Source organism: Clavibacter sp. VKM Ac-2872 (assembly GCF_015351105.1).
In the GTDB taxonomy this organism is placed as follows: Bacteria; Actinomycetota; Actinomycetes; order Actinomycetales; family Microbacteriaceae; genus Clavibacter.
The window spans coordinates 1,335,164-1,348,508 of record NZ_JADKRR010000001.1 but is presented as its reverse complement, the minus strand read 5'-3'; the positions used below and the strand labels follow the sequence as shown (position 1 = coordinate 1,348,508).

Below are 13,345 nucleotides of genomic sequence, written 5' to 3'. Positions count from 1 at the left end.
CATCCCGCCGAGCCCGTCCACAGGCCGACGCGACGTCGTCGCCCCTCGGCCGTCAGTACCCCAGCTCCGCCTTCGCCGCCGCGTACGCCGCGCGCACCGCGGGCACGCCCGGCGCGTCGAAGACCTCGTCGCCCGCGAGGGGCCACTCGGGCACCGAGCCGGTGAGGATCCACGCGGCCTGCTTCGCGGCGCCGTCGGCGACGAACTCGCCCGCGTCCGGCACGTGGATCGGCACGCCGAAGATGGTCGGGGCGATCTCGCGAACGGCGCGGCTCCTCGCCCCGCCGCCGATGAGGAGAACGCGCTCGACCTCGACGCCCTGGCGCGTGATCGCGTCGAGGCCGTCGGCCAGGCCGCACAGCATGCCCTCGACGTGCGCGCGGGCCATGGTCGCGGGCGTCGAGTTGCGGAGGGTCATCCCATGGAGCGACGCGGTCGCGTCGGGCAGGTTCGGGGTGCGCTCGCCCTCGAAGTAGGGCAGGAGCACGAGGCCGTCGGATCCCGCGGGTGCCTCGAGCGCGAGCTCCGACAGCCGCGCGTGGTCGACGCCGAGGAGGCGCGCGCCGCCGTCGAGCACGCGGGCGGCGTTGAGGGTCGCGATGAGCGGCAGGAAGTTGCCCGTGGCGTCCGCGAAGCCCGCGACCGTGCCGGAGGGGTCGGTGGTGGGATCCGCCGTGACGGCGAACACCGTCCCGGACGTGCCGATCGAGACGACCACGTCGCCCGGCACCGCGCCGAGTCCGAGCGCGGCAGCCGCGTTGTCGCCCGCGCCGGGGCCGACGGGGATGCCCGCGGGGACGCCGGGGATCCCGTCGCCCGTGACGCCGGCGGACTCGCCGGGGCCGAGCACCCGCGGCAGGCCGACCACGCGGCCGAGCGCGCGCTCCAGCAGGTCGAGGCGGTACTCCCCCGTCACGCTCGACCAGTACGCGGTGCCGCTCGCGTCGGAGCGGTCGGTGGCGAGGGCGGCGAAGTCCGGGGATCCGACGCCGTGGCCGAGGAGGCGCCAGGTCAGCCAGTCGTGCGGGAGGGCGACGGCGGCGACTCGGGCGGCGTTCTCCGGCTCGGCGTCGCGCAGCCAGCGGAGCTTGGTGGCGGTGAAGGACGCGACCGGGACGACGCCCAGGGCGCTCGCCCAGGCGTCGGCGCCGAGCTCGTCTCGCAGGTCGGCGGCGGCCGGCGCGGATCGCGTGTCGTTCCAGAGGAGCGCGTCGCGCACGACCGCGCCCGACTCGTCGAGGCAGACCATGCCGTGCTGCTGGCCGCCGACCGAGATGGCGGCGACGTCGTCGAGCCCTCCCGCGTCGGCGATGGCGGCGAGGAGGGCGTCCCACCAGACGCGGGGATCCACCTCAGAACCGTCCGGGTGGGACGCGCGGCCGGAGCGCACGAGGGCGCCCGTGTCGAGGTCGCGGACGACCACCTTGCAGCTCTGCGTGGAGGAGTCGATGCCTGCTACGAGTGTCTTCGTTGTCACGATCAACATATTAGGGGGCGTCCTAAGCTGGTCGGGCACCCGCGGGAGTGGTGGAATCGGTAGACACGCAGGATTTAGGTTCCTGTGCTTTCGAGCGTGAGGGTTCAAGTCCCTTCTCCCGCACCCGACGAGGACCGCGCAGCGCGGGATCCGCCCGGCGACCGCGCTCCGACCCCCACCGAGGAGCACCCGTGGACGAACGCCTCCGCCTCTGGACCGAGCCGACCCCCGTGCACGCGGTCCCCCGCCTCGCCGAGGCGCTCGGGCTCGATCCGGAGCGGCTCCTCATGAAGCGCGACGACCTCATCGGCTGGGGCGGCGGCGGCAACAAGGCGAGGAAGCTCGAGCACTCGCTCGGCCGGGCCGTCGCACGCGGGGCCACCACCGTGGTCACCACGGGCGCCGCGCAGAGCAACCACGCGCGCATGACCGCGGCGGCCGGCGCATCGCTCGGCCTCGAGGTCGTGCTGGTGCTGGAGGGCCACGAGGTGGCGGAGCGCGGCAACGTGCTGCTCGACGGGCTGTTCGGCGCGCGCATCGTGTGGTCGGGCGACGAGGACGCGGAGTCACGCGCCGCGTCCGTGATCGGGGAGCTGGAGGCGACCGGGACGCGCACGCACCGCGTGGCGTTCGGCGGATCCGACGCGCACTCCGTGCAGGGCTTCGTCGACGCGGGACACGAGCTCACCGGGCAGGTCGGCGAGGTCGACCACGTCGTCGTCGCCCTCGGCTCCGGCGGCACGATGGCCGGGCTGGTCGAGGCGCTCGTGCTGGTGGCGCGGACGACGGGGATCCTCCTCGATCCCACCTACACGGCCCGCGCCGCGGCCGGGCTGGCGGCCGCGGTCCGCGATGGATCCATCCGCTCGGACGACCGGGTGGTGCTCTGGCACTCGGGCGGCGTCCCGGGGCTGTTCGGCCACGCCGACCTGGATGCCTGACCCGCGCCGCGCCCCTCGACCGGGGGTGTCCCGGACTCGGCGAGCTGACGGCCGCTCCCGATATCCTGGGCTCTGCCAGGTCGCTCCGCTCACGTCGCGACCCACCACGACTGGAGCCACCACGTGCATCCCCTGCTCTTCGACTTCCTCGACTCGACGACCCTCATCGAGTCGTTCGGGGGATTCGCCCTCATCGGGATCTGCCTCATCATCTTCGCCGAGACCGGCCTGCTCTTCGGGTTCCTCTTCCCCGGCGACACGCTCCTCGTCATCGCCGGGCTGACGCTCCCCGGGATCACCGGCATCGACATCTGGTGGGTCTGCCTCGCGATCGCCTTCTCCGCCTTCGCGGGCGGCGAGGTCGGCTACCTCATCGGGCACAAGGCGGGACCGCGGGTCTTCGAGCGCAAGGACTCGGGCATCTTCAGCCGCCAGAACGTCGTGCGCACCAACGCGTTCTTCGCGCGCTTCGGCGGGCTGGCCGTCATCGCGGCGCGCTTCGTGCCCATCGTCCGCACGTTCGCGCCCATCGCGGCGGGCGTCGGCCACATGGACTACCGGAAGTACTCCCTGTACAACGCGATCGGCGCCCTCATCTGGGGCGCGGGGCTCACCTTCCTGGGCCACCTGCTCAACGGCTTCCCGCCGATCCGCGACTTCGTCACGCACTACATCGACTACGTGCTCCTGGGCGCCGTGTTCATCACGGTGGTGCCCGCGGCGATCCACTTCCTCCGCGCGCGCAAGCACGCGCACGACGGGGAGGCGGCCGGCGTCTCGCCCGAGGACCTCGCGCTCACCCCGGAGGAGTTCGACCAGGATCCCTCGAACGACCCGCGGCGCTGAGCCGCTCTCGCGCCCTGATCCGCGGACGCCCGGTCGGCGGCCGGATCAGACGTGATGGCGGTGCTCGTGCCCGGCGTGCTCCTCGGGCTCCAGCTGGAAGGTGCTGTGCTCGACGTCGAAGTGGTCGTCGAGGCAGCCGGACAGCCGGTCGAGCAGCTCGCCGGTGCGGCCGTCGCGGAACACCTCCTGCTCCACGACGACGTGGGCGGTGAAGACGGGCGACCCCGAGGTGATGGCCCAGACGTGCACGTCGTGCACCGCGGTGACGCCGGGCGTCTCGAGCAGGTGCGCGCGGATCCGCTCCGGCTCGGTGCCCGCGGGGGTGGACTCGTTCAGCACGTGCACGACGTCCCGCAGCAGCACGGCCGCGCGCGGGACGATGAGCGCCGCGATCACGAGCGAGGCGATGGCGTCGGCGCGCCCGAAGCCGGTGACCGCGATCACGACGCCCGCGACGATGGTGGCGACGGAGCCGAAGGCGTCGCCGAGCACCTCGAGGTAGGCGCCGCGCATGTTGATCGAGCGCCCCGCTCCCCCGCGGAGCACCAGGAGCGCCGCGATGTTGGCGACCAGGCCGATGCCGGCGGCGAGGAGCATGACGCCGGGATCGACGTCGGGGCCCTCCGGCGCGAGCAGCCGCCGGAAGCCCTGCACCGCGACGTAGACGGCGACGCCCGCGAGGATCAGCCCGTTCACCAGGGCGCCGAGCACCTCGCCGCGCTGGAAGCCGAAGGTGTGCCGGTCGGTCGCGGGGCGCGCGGCGACGATGGTGGCGACCAGGGCGATGCCGAGTCCGAGCAGGTCGCTCGTCATGTGGCCCGCGTCCGCGAGGAGCGCGAGCGACCCGGAGACGAGCGCGCCGACGACCTCGACCACGAGGACAGTGGCGGTGATCGCGATGGCGGCGACGAGGCGGCGACGGTCGGTCGTGGCCGCGCCGTGGTCGTGCGATCCGGAGCCCATGCGTCCACCGTACGGGCCCGCTGCCATGCGGATCCAGCCGGGAGCGCAGTCGGGAACGACTCCCGCTCTCAGCAGCGCGGGGAGGGCGCCTCAGCCCTCCCCGAGGAGCTCCCGCCGGACGACCGGCATGATCGCGTCGAAGGCCAGCGCGCGGTGGCTCACCCGGTTCTTCTCGTCGGCGCTGAGGGCCGCCGCGCTCGCGCCGCCGGTGGCCGGGCGGAAGATCGGGTCGTAGCCGAAGCCGCCCTCGCCCACGACCTCGCGGAGCACCGATCCCTCCCAGACGCCGAGGGCCGTGCGCTCCACGAGGCCGCCCGGGCGCGGGACGACGAGGGCGGCGGCGCACGTGAAGCGCGCGCCGCGATGGGCGTCCGGCACGTCGCCCAGCTGCCAGAGCAGGAGCTCGAGGTTCTCGCGGCTGTCGCGCGCCGGGCCCGACCAGCGCGCCGAGAAGATGCCGGGCGATCCGCCCAGGATGTCGACGCCGATCCCCGAGTCGTCCGCGAGGGCCGCGTGCCCCGTGTGGATCGCGGCCGCGCGCGCCTTGATGAGCGCGTTCTCCTCGAACGTCGTACCGTCCTCCACGGGCTCCGGGCCGTCGTAGGCGACCAGGTCGATCCCGTCGAGGCGGGCACCGAGTATGCGGCGGAGCTCCTCGACCTTGTGGGCGTTGTGCGTGGCGAGGACGAGCGGGATCACGACCGGGGCCTCAGCGGCCGAGCGCCTGCGCCTGCAGCGCGGTGAGCGTGGTGCCGCCGCCGAGCGCGAGGTCGAGCAGGGCGTCGAGCTCGGCGCGGTCGAAGGGCGCGCCCTCCGCGGTGCCCTGGACCTCGACGAAGGATCCGCTGCCCGTCATCACGACGTTCATGTCGGTCTCGGCGCGCACGTCCTCGACGTACGCGAGGTCGAGCAGCGGCTTCCCGTCGACGATGCCGACGGAGACCGCGGCGACGCTGTCCTTGAGCGGCGTGGCGCGCTGCGCGATGAACTTGCGCTCGCGGCCCCACTCCAGCGCGTCGGCGAGGGCGACGTAGGCGCCCGTGATCGCCGCGGTCCGCGTGCCGCCGTCGGCCTGCAGCACGTCGCAGTCGATGACGATCGTGTTCTCGCCGAGGGCCTTCATGTCGACGACCGCGCGGAGGCTGCGGCCGATGAGGCGCGAGATCTCGTGCGTGCGGCCGCCGACCTTGCCCTTGACGGCCTCGCGGTCCATGCGCTCGTTCGTGGCCCGCGGGAGCATCGCGTACTCGGCGGTGACCCAGCCCTGGCCGCTGCCGGCCTTCCAGCGCGGCACGCGGTTCGTGAAGGACGCGGTGCAGAGGACGCGGGTGCGTCCGAAGGAGATGAGCGCGGAGCCCTCGGCCTGCTCGCTCCAGTTCCGCTCGATGGTGATCTCGCGCAGCTGGTCGGCCGTGCGGCCGTCGTGGCGGGGGGTGTCGTCGGTCATGTGCGGCCTCAGCTCGGGTCGGGGGTGGTCGGGGTGCCGTCGGCGGCGGGATGCGTCGCCGCATCCGGTCGGGGCGGTCGGGGAAGCTGGATGGCGCCGGTCTCGACGAGCTCGACGTGCGTGACGCCCGTGCCGAGCATGCGCCGCGCGAGCGTCTCGAAGTCGGACGCGCTGCCGCCGGTGGCCTCGTACCGGATCACGGGCGGCGCGTCGGAGCGGCGCTCGAGGCCCGCGGACACCAGCTCCCGGTAGACGTCCTTGGCGGTCTCGGTGTCGCTGGAGACGAGGGTGACGTCCGGGCCCATGAGCAGCGAGATCGCGCCCTCGAGGAACGGGTAGTGGGTGCAGCCGAGGACGAGCGTGTCGATGCCGGCCGCCCGGAGCGGCGCCAGGTACTCCTCCGCGGCCGCCATCAGCTCGGGACCCGAGGTCTCGCCGCGCTCCACGAACCCGACGAAGCGGGGCGCCTCCGCGGAGGTGAGCGCGAGGTGCGGGGCGGCGGCGAAGGCGTCGTCGTAGGCGCGGCTCGTGACGGTGGCGTGCGTGGCGATGACGCCCACGCGGTGGTTGCGGGTGACGCTGACGGCCGTGCGCACGGCCGGCTGGATCACCTCGACGACGGGGATGTCGTAGCGCTCGCGGGCGTCGCGGAGCATGGCCGCCGATGCCGTGTTGCACGCGATGACGAGCATCTTCACGCCGCGCTCGACGAGGTCGTCGAGGACCGCCAGCGCGTAGCGGCGGACGTCCGCGATGGGCTTGTCGCCGTAGGGCGTGTGCGCGGTGTCGCCGATGTAGATGATCGACTCCCGCGGCAGCAGGGTCGCGACCGCGCGGGCCACCGTGAGGCCGCCGACGCCGGAGTCGAAGATCCCGATCGGCGCGTCGCTCATCCCACCAGCCTACCGGCGGGCCCGGACGCCCCCGGAGCCGGCGGCCGACGCGCGGGCGTCACAGCGACCGCCGCGCGTCCTCCTGGGCGACGAGCTCCGGCAGGTCCTTCAGCCGCCCCAGCCCGGCGAGCGGCTGGGCCATGCGCGCGTTGCCGCGGAGCCGCTCCCGGTTGCGGTCGAGGAACCACCAGTAGCCCGCGGTGAACGGGCACGCCGTGGGGCCGACGCGCACCTTCGGGTCGAACGGGCAGCCGCCGCAGTGGTCCGACATGCGGTCGATGTAGGCGCCGCCTCCCGCGTAGGGCTTCGTCGCCATGCGCCCGCCGTCCGCGTGCAGCGCCATGCCGACCACGTTCGCCGGCATGACCCACGGCGTGCCGTCGACGAAGGAGTCGATGAACCAGTCGTTCATCGCGGCCGGGTCGTAGCCGCGCTGGAGCGCGAGGTTGCCGAGGATCATCAGCCGCTCGATGTGGTGCGCCCACCCGTGCGTGCGGACCTTGTCCACGACGTGGGAGAGGCACGCGGCCTCGATGCCCGACGGGTCGAGCTCCTGCAGCGCCGTCGGCACGCCCCGGTGCGCGTCGAGCCGGTTCTGGGAGGTGTAGTCGTCCTCGAAGGCCCAGTAGAGGTGCCAGACGTAGTCGCGCCAGCCCATGATCTGCCGCACGATGCCCTCGACGCTCTGGATGGGCGCCCGCCCGGCCGCGTGCTCCGCGACGATGCGCTCGATGACGTCCGCCGGATCCAGCACCCCCATGTTCATCGTGGCGCTCAGGAGCGAGTGCGCCATGGTCCAGTCGCCCGCGAGCGACGCGTCCTCGAACGGGCCGAAGTCGTTGAGCCGGCTGGCCACGAAGTCGTCGAGCGCGAGGCGCCCCTCCTCCGGCGTGACGGTGAAGCGCCTCGGCCCGTCCTCGCCGACGAAGCGCACGATGCCCTTCCGCTCCCACTCGTCGAGGTCGGCGCGGACCTCGGCGTCGATGTCGTCCTCCTCGGGCCACCACGGCTCGGGCAGGCCGAGCGTCGCCGCGCCCTTCGGCGGGCGCTCGCGGTTGTCGTGGTCGTAGTTCCAGCGGCCGCCGACCGGGTCGTCGCCGTCCATGAGGATGCCCGTGCGGGCGCGCGACCACCGGTAGAAGTCCTCCAGGACGAGCCGGTTCGAGGTGCGCCCCGCCATCCACTCGGCGAACTCCTGCTCGCTCGTGACGAAGCCGCGGCTCGGCAGCACCTCCGCCCCGATCTCCGCCACGAGCCGCCGGAGACCGCGGGACGTCGGGTCGATCACCTGGAGGTCGTCCCTGCCCTCGACGACCTCGCGGTAGTGGTCCACCTGGTGGAACTCGACGCGGTCGCCCAGCGCCCGCGCGCGGTGCCGGATGCCCGAGAGGATGAGATGCGCCTTCGCCCGGTGGTACGGCCGCCGGGCCAGCAGGCCCCGCGCCTCGATGAGCAGCATGGGCCCGCCGTCGTCGAAGTGGTCGCCCAGCTGGTCGGCCAGGATCCATCGCGTGCGCTCCATGGCACGAACCTAGGCCGGACCCCCGTCATCGTCCCGGCCCGTGCGCGATGCGGACGGCGACCGCGACAGGCGCCGCCCTAGGCTGGGCGGGTGCACCAGGCGACCTCCCTCCTCACCGACCGCTACGAGCTGACGATGCTCGACGCCGCGCTCAAGGCGGGCACCCACGACCGCGACTGCGTGTTCGAGTGCTTCGCCCGGCGCCTCCCGAGCGGCCGCCGCTTCGGCGTCGTCGCGGGCACCGGACGCCTCCTCGAGCTCATCCGGGACTTCCGCTTCGGCGACGCCGAGCTCGAGTACCTGCGGTCCGAGCGCGTCGTGGGCGAGGAGGCCCTGGCCTGGCTCGCCGACTACCGGTTCCGCGGCCGCATCACGGGCTACCGCGAGGGCGAGGTCTACTTCCCGGGCTCCCCGCTGCTCACGGTCGAGGCGCCCTTCGCCGACGGCGTGATCCTCGAGACCCTCGTGCTCAGCGTCCTCAACTACGACTCGGCGGTCGCGAGCGCCGCCGCGCGCATGGTGCAGGTCGCCGGCGGCCGGCCGCTCGCCGAGATGGGATCCCGACGCACGGGCGAGCGCTCGGCCGTCGCCGCCGCGCGCGCCGCCTTCATCGCGGGCTTCAGCGCCACATCGAACCTCGAGGCGGGCCGCACCTGGGGCGTGCCGACGATGGGCACGGCGGCCCACTCCTTCACGCTCCTGCACGACACCGAGGAGCAGGCGTTCCGCGCCCAGGTCGAGGCGCTCGGCGCCGGCACCACCCTGCTCGTCGACACCTACGACGTGCGTCAGGGCGTCGAGACCGCAGTCCGCGTGGCCGGCACCGGGCTCGGCGCCGTCCGGCTCGACTCGGGCGACCTGCCCGTGCTCGTCGGCGAGGTGCGCGCGCAGCTCGACGCGCTCGGCGCGACCGGCACGCGGATCACCGTCACGAACGACCTCGACGAGCACGGCATCGCGGGCCTCGCGGCCTCGCCGGTCGACTCGTACGGCGTCGGGACCTCGCTCGTCACCGGATCGGGTGCCCCCGCTGCCGGGATGGTCTTCAAGCTCGTGGCCCACCGCGACGCGGGCGGCGACGACGGCTGGGTGTCCGTCGCCAAGCGGAGCACCGGCAAGCAGAGCCGTGGCGGTCTGAAGGGCGCCGTGCGCCGACACGACGCGCAGGGCGTCGCCACGAGCGAGCTCGTCACCGTCGGGCCGCACCCGGCGCCGCTCCCCGGCGACCGCGACCTCCTCGTGACACTCGCGGAGGGCGGTGAGCCGGATCCGCGCTGGCTCGGTCCCGCGGGCACCTCGGCGGCCCGAGCGCACCACGCCCGCGTCGTGCGCGACCTCCCGGCGCAGGCGTTCCGCCTGCGCGCGGGAGACCCGGCGATCCCGACCGAGGAGGGCGTCACCGCCTGACGCGCATGATGCGCCCGACGGGCCCTACTCGGGCTTCATGGTCTCGTAGATGCGCTTGCAGTCGGGGCAGACCGGGAACTTCTCCGGGTCGCGACCGGGCAGCCACTTCTTCCCGCAGAGCGCCTTCACGGGCTTGCCGCTGATGGCGGACTCGAGGATCTTGTCCTTCTTCACGTAGTGCGAGAAGCGCTCGTGATCGCCGGGCTCGATCGTCTCCTGCTCGAGGAGCTCCTCGAGCTCGCGGTCGAGCGTGTCGGTGCCGCCGCCCTGGGCCGGCCGGCCGGGGTCCTGTTCGATGCTGAGGATGACCATCCCGTCAGTCTACTTTTCCGACGCGCGAGGGCCGGCGGCGCGAATCGCGCAGCTCAGTGGCGCTGCGCGAAGGCCAGGAGCTCGGGGCCGCGCCGCTCGAACACGCGGCCTCCGCCGACCACGCCGGCGAGGAGCGTGAGCACGCCGATGCCGAGGCCCACCACGAGCGACCAGAGCGGGTACGGGCCGCCGTGGACGAGTCCCATCCAGCCGAGCCAGACGCTGGGCAGCGCGAACACGACGGTCGCGAGGAACGTGAGCGTGGGCACCGTCGATCCGCCGGCGCTCACACTCTGCGGCGCGTGGAACGGGCTGTCCCCCGGACGCGACGCGGGATACGGGAAACGCGCGGAGAAGAGCGACGACAGGCCGACGCCCGCGAGCAGGACGCCGCCGCTGACCCCGATCACGGAGGGCAGGACGGCCGGGTCGCCGTACCCGAAGGCGCTGAGCGGGGCGCCGATCGCGACGAGCGGGATGCCGATGGCGAGCACGGGCACGAGGCGGCCCACGCGATCGGCGACGCCACGGATCCCCGACACGACGTGCAGCCACACCGCCGTGTGGTCGTGCGCGGTGTCGTTGTGCACGCTCCAGCCCAGGAAGAGCGCCATCACGGGCAGCGGCACCAGGGCGAGCACGTGCGCGTCGACGTCCACGATCACGAGCGGGATGAGGAGCACGAGCGGCAGCACCGGGATCAGCACGAGCGTGGCGCGGTAGCGCGGGTCCCGGATCCAGTACGTGACGCTCCGCGCGGCCACGGCCCCCGCGGGCGAGGCGCCGAAGCGGCCGAACCAGCCGAGGCCGGTCTGCGCGCGGCCGCCGCCGGTGCGATCCGGAGCGGTGAGGGCCCACGGCACGACGCGGATCCACAGGAGCGCGAGCAGCACGGCCGACGCGAGGGCGACCAGGAGCATGCCCGCCGCGCCGCCCGCATCGCCGGAGACGGCGGCGGCGGGAGCGGCCCAGGCGGCGCCGAGCGGCGTCCACGCGACGACGCCGAGCACGCCGCGCACCGGGCGGAGGCCGTCGTCGAGGAGGTCGGCCTGGGCCAGGGCGACGACCGCGGGCACGAGCAGCACGGCCACGAGCCCGGCCGCGAGGCCGGTCGCCTCGCGGGCGCGGCGCGTGCTGAGCAGCACGGAGGCCAGGACGGTGCTGATCCGGGCGACGAGCACGCACGTGACGACGGCCGCGCACGCCGCGATGACCGCGACGAGGGCGGTGAGCGGATCGCGGGCCCAGGTGATCACCGTGGTCAGCGCCACGACGACCAGGACGACGCCCGGGACGCTGACGACCGCGGCGACGCCGAGCGCCGACGCGAGTCGCCGGGGCTCGATGCCGTAGGGGGCGAACCGTCGCGGGTCCATGGCGTCCTGGGTCCCGAGCACGAGAGGAACGACGAGCGATCCGAGGACGACGAGGGCGCCACCGGCGACGACGACGTCCCGCGCGGCGGCGACGTCGGCGTCGCGGAGGCCCGCCAGCGCGCCGACCGCGAGCACCGTGACGAGGATCCCGTAGACGGCCGCGGCGACGAGCCCGAGGACCTGCCAGGGGCTGCGGCGGAAGGCGTTGGCGAGGAGGGCGAGCCTCAGTCGGAGAACGAGTGCAACCACGAGAACCCCTCCGCCGTGCGTCGACCGCCGGCGAGGGCGACGAAGCGCTCCTCGAGCGAGCGGCCCGCGCGGACCTCGTCCATGGTGCCCGCGGCGAGCACCCGGCCGTTGACGATGATCGCGACGTGGTCGCAGATGCGCTGGATGAAGTCCATGCCGTGGCTCGACAGCACGACCGTGCCGCCGTGCGCCACGTAGTCCTGCAGGATCTCGACCACGTTCGCCGCCGACACCGGGTCGACCGACTCGAACGGCTCGTCGAGGACGAGCATCCGCGGCGAGTGGATCATGGCGCACGCCAGCGCGACCTTCTTGGTCATGCCCGCCGAGTAGTCGGTGACGAGCCGGCCGACGGCGTCCTCGAGCCCGAACGCGGCGATGAGATCCGCCGACCGGCTGCGGATCTCCGCGTCGTCGAGTCCCCGGAGGGCGCCCGAGTAGTGCAGGAGCTGCGCGCCGGTGAGGCGGTCGAAGAGGCGGAGCCGGTCGGGGAGGACGCCGATGCTCCTCTTCGCGATGAGCGGCTCGCGCCAGACGTCGATCCCGTTGACGGTGACGGTGCCGGCATCCGGTCGGAGGAGCCCGGTGACCATGGACATGGTCGTCGTCTTGCCCGCGCCGTTGGGGCCGACGATGCCGTAGAACGAGCCCGCGCGGACGGTGAGCGCGATGTCGTCGACGGCGACCTTCTCGTCGAAGCGCTTGGTGAGCCCGTCGATGACCAGGACGTCCTCCCCCAGCTCGGGAGCGGCCGCGCGGTCGCCGCGGACGGACGGCGTGAGCGCGGTCTCCGCCATCCCGGCGAGACCGGGACGCGGCGAGCGCGGCGCGGTGAGGCTGTCGGTGCGGACCGTGACGGCGCGGGTGGACGCGGGTTCGGCCGGGGACGCGGGCTCGTCCGCGGGACGCTCCGGCGTGAGGGGCGTCGCTGCCGCATCGACCTCCTCGAGGACCTCAGCGTCGACCGGCGCCGGGGTGTCGCTGCCGGTCGGGGCGCCGTCGTCCGTCGCGGGCTCGGCTGACGGATCCGGCGCCGGGTCCTCCGCGGTCTCCGCGTGGGCGACCACGTCGGACGCGGATGCGGGGTGATCTGCCGGAGCGGGTTCGAGGGCGCTCGCCGCGTCCTCCTCCTCCGGAGCGGCGACCGGCTCGACGTCCGCGAGCGGCTCCGCGTCCAGGTCCGCTTCGGCCTCGGGCCCGGGCAAGGGCTCGGTCTCTGCTTCGGGCTCGGCCTCCGGCTCCGCCCGATCCTCGGACGCGGGCTCGGCGGACGCGGGCTCGGGTTCGGGCTCGGGCTCGGGCTCCGCGAACATCCCGCGGAGCTCCGACAGGCCGTCCTGGTCCGGCTGAGCCGGCACGGCATCGTCGTGGGACTCCGCTTCGGGAGCGGACGTGGTGCCCGAGCCGGCGGCGGGGACCGCCTCCGCGCTCCCGGCCGCGCGCTGCACGCGCGTGCGCCGCCGGACCCGTGGGGCACGGCCCGTCGTGGTCGACGCATCACCGCCGTCCTCGCCTGCTCCGCCGGAGGGCCGCGACGCGGCCGGCGCGACGGGAGCCGACTTCACGCGGGGTGGAGTAGGCGCGACGACCACGGCGGGCGCGGTCCGCGGGGACGGCGCGGTGGCGCGACGGGGTACGCGCTGACCGGGGCGCGGAGGCCGGGGCACCGCAGCCGCGACCGTCGTGGGCGCGTGCTCCTCGCCGGCTGCCGGTGTGTCCGCGGCCAGCTCCTCCGCCTCGGCGGACGAAGCGCGATCGGCGTGTTCCCGGGGCTCCATCGCGGAGTCGGACGTGGCGTCGGGGGAGGTCGTCTCGTCGGGGGCGTCGGTCACGGCCCCACGTTAGCAAGGCCATCCTCCGTGCCCCATGCGCCGTCCTCGGCGGCCCGGCCACGAGCCCGCGTGGACCCCGG

Annotated in this window: 12 protein-coding genes and 1 tRNA gene; 4 read left to right on the top strand and 9 right to left on the bottom strand. The window is 74.2% G+C overall.

Annotated features, from left to right (window positions below; translation table 11 throughout):
- Positions 1–52: 52 nt before the first annotated feature.
- On the bottom strand, positions 53–1,486 hold the full coding sequence (gene xylB / locus ITJ40_RS06430) for a xylulokinase (protein ID WP_194666261.1): 1,434 nt from the start codon (positions 1,484–1,486) through the stop codon (positions 53–55).
- Between the two features lie 32 nt (positions 1,487–1,518).
- On the opposite strand from xylB, the gene ITJ40_RS06425 reads away from it, so the two are divergent.
- The 3 genes from ITJ40_RS06425 (at position 1,519) to ITJ40_RS06415 (ending at position 3,264) form a co-directional block, all read left to right on the top strand.
- Positions 1,519–1,600 (top strand) — tRNA-Leu (locus ITJ40_RS06425).
- Between the two features lie 68 nt (positions 1,601–1,668).
- A complete protein-coding gene (locus ITJ40_RS06420) occupies positions 1,669–2,418 on the top strand; it encodes a pyridoxal-phosphate dependent enzyme (RefSeq protein WP_194666260.1) in 750 nt (249 codons plus the stop codon).
- A gap of 123 nt (positions 2,419–2,541) precedes the next feature.
- The gene (locus tag ITJ40_RS06415) at positions 2,542–3,264 is read left to right on the top strand and encodes a VTT domain-containing protein (protein WP_194666259.1); all 723 of its coding nucleotides are present in this window, start codon (positions 2,542–2,544) and stop codon (positions 3,262–3,264) included.
- Positions 3,265–3,309: 45 nt separating this feature from the next.
- Here the strand turns inward: ITJ40_RS06415 and ITJ40_RS06410 are convergent, their stop codons facing one another.
- The 5 genes from ITJ40_RS06410 to ITJ40_RS06390 form a co-directional block, all read right to left on the bottom strand.
- A complete protein-coding gene (locus tag ITJ40_RS06410) occupies positions 3,310–4,227 on the bottom strand; it encodes a cation diffusion facilitator family transporter (RefSeq protein ID WP_194666258.1) in 918 nt (305 codons plus the stop codon).
- 90 nt (positions 4,228–4,317) lie between these two features.
- Complete coding sequence (locus tag ITJ40_RS06405; RefSeq protein ID WP_194666257.1) at positions 4,318–4,926, bottom strand: non-canonical purine NTP pyrophosphatase; 609 nt, start codon at positions 4,924–4,926, stop codon at positions 4,318–4,320.
- A gap of 10 nt (positions 4,927–4,936) precedes the next feature.
- The gene (gene rph / locus ITJ40_RS06400) at positions 4,937–5,674 is read right to left on the bottom strand and encodes a ribonuclease PH (protein ID WP_043587413.1); all 738 of its coding nucleotides are present in this window, start codon (positions 5,672–5,674) and stop codon (positions 4,937–4,939) included.
- Positions 5,675–5,682: 8 nt separating this feature from the next.
- On the bottom strand, positions 5,683–6,567 hold the full coding sequence (murI, locus tag ITJ40_RS06395; protein ID WP_194666256.1) for a glutamate racemase: 885 nt from the start codon (positions 6,565–6,567) through the stop codon (positions 5,683–5,685).
- Between the two features lie 58 nt (positions 6,568–6,625).
- On the bottom strand, positions 6,626–8,089 hold the full coding sequence (locus ITJ40_RS06390; RefSeq protein ID WP_194666255.1) for a cryptochrome/photolyase family protein: 1,464 nt from the start codon (positions 8,087–8,089) through the stop codon (positions 6,626–6,628).
- A gap of 90 nt (positions 8,090–8,179) precedes the next feature.
- Between ITJ40_RS06390 and ITJ40_RS06385 the strand changes: the two genes are divergently transcribed.
- A complete protein-coding gene (locus ITJ40_RS06385; RefSeq protein WP_194666254.1) occupies positions 8,180–9,496 on the top strand; it encodes a nicotinate phosphoribosyltransferase in 1,317 nt (438 codons plus the stop codon).
- Between the two features lie 24 nt (positions 9,497–9,520).
- Here the strand turns inward: ITJ40_RS06385 and ITJ40_RS06380 are convergent, their stop codons facing one another.
- From ITJ40_RS06380 to ITJ40_RS17005, 3 genes are read right to left on the bottom strand one after another with little or no spacing between them, the layout of a single operon-like run.
- Positions 9,521–9,808, bottom strand: a complete 288-nt coding sequence (locus ITJ40_RS06380; RefSeq protein ID WP_194666253.1) for a DUF3039 domain-containing protein — start codon at positions 9,806–9,808, stop codon at positions 9,521–9,523.
- A gap of 53 nt (positions 9,809–9,861) precedes the next feature.
- The gene (locus ITJ40_RS06375) at positions 9,862–11,433 is read right to left on the bottom strand and encodes an ABC transporter permease (RefSeq protein WP_194666252.1); all 1,572 of its coding nucleotides are present in this window, start codon (positions 11,431–11,433) and stop codon (positions 9,862–9,864) included.
- Positions 11,409–13,265 carry an ATP-binding cassette domain-containing protein gene (locus tag ITJ40_RS17005; RefSeq protein WP_370532001.1) on the bottom strand — a complete coding sequence of 619 codons (1,857 nt, stop codon included), beginning with the start codon at positions 13,263–13,265 and terminating at the stop codon, positions 11,409–11,411. Before ITJ40_RS17005 ends, ITJ40_RS06375 begins: the two co-directional genes overlap by 25 nt.
- Positions 13,266–13,345 lie beyond the last annotated feature (80 nt).

Coding starts and splice junctions, on each gene's coding strand:
- murI (WP_194666256.1), bottom strand. CDS start 6,567: ATGAGCGACGCGCCGATCGGGATCTTCGACTCCGGCGTCGGCGGCCTC.
- ITJ40_RS06410 (WP_194666258.1), bottom strand. CDS start 4,227: ATGGGCTCCGGATCGCACGACCACGGCGCGGCCACGACCGACCGTCGC.
- ITJ40_RS06380 (WP_194666253.1), bottom strand. CDS start 9,808: ATGGTCATCCTCAGCATCGAACAGGACCCCGGCCGGCCGGCCCAGGGC.
- ITJ40_RS06390 (WP_194666255.1), bottom strand. CDS start 8,089: ATGGAGCGCACGCGATGGATCCTGGCCGACCAGCTGGGCGACCACTTC.
- xylB (WP_194666261.1), bottom strand. CDS start 1,486: ATGTTGATCGTGACAACGAAGACACTCGTAGCAGGCATCGACTCCTCC.
- rph (WP_043587413.1), bottom strand. CDS start 5,674: ATGACCGACGACACCCCCCGCCACGACGGCCGCACGGCCGACCAGCTG.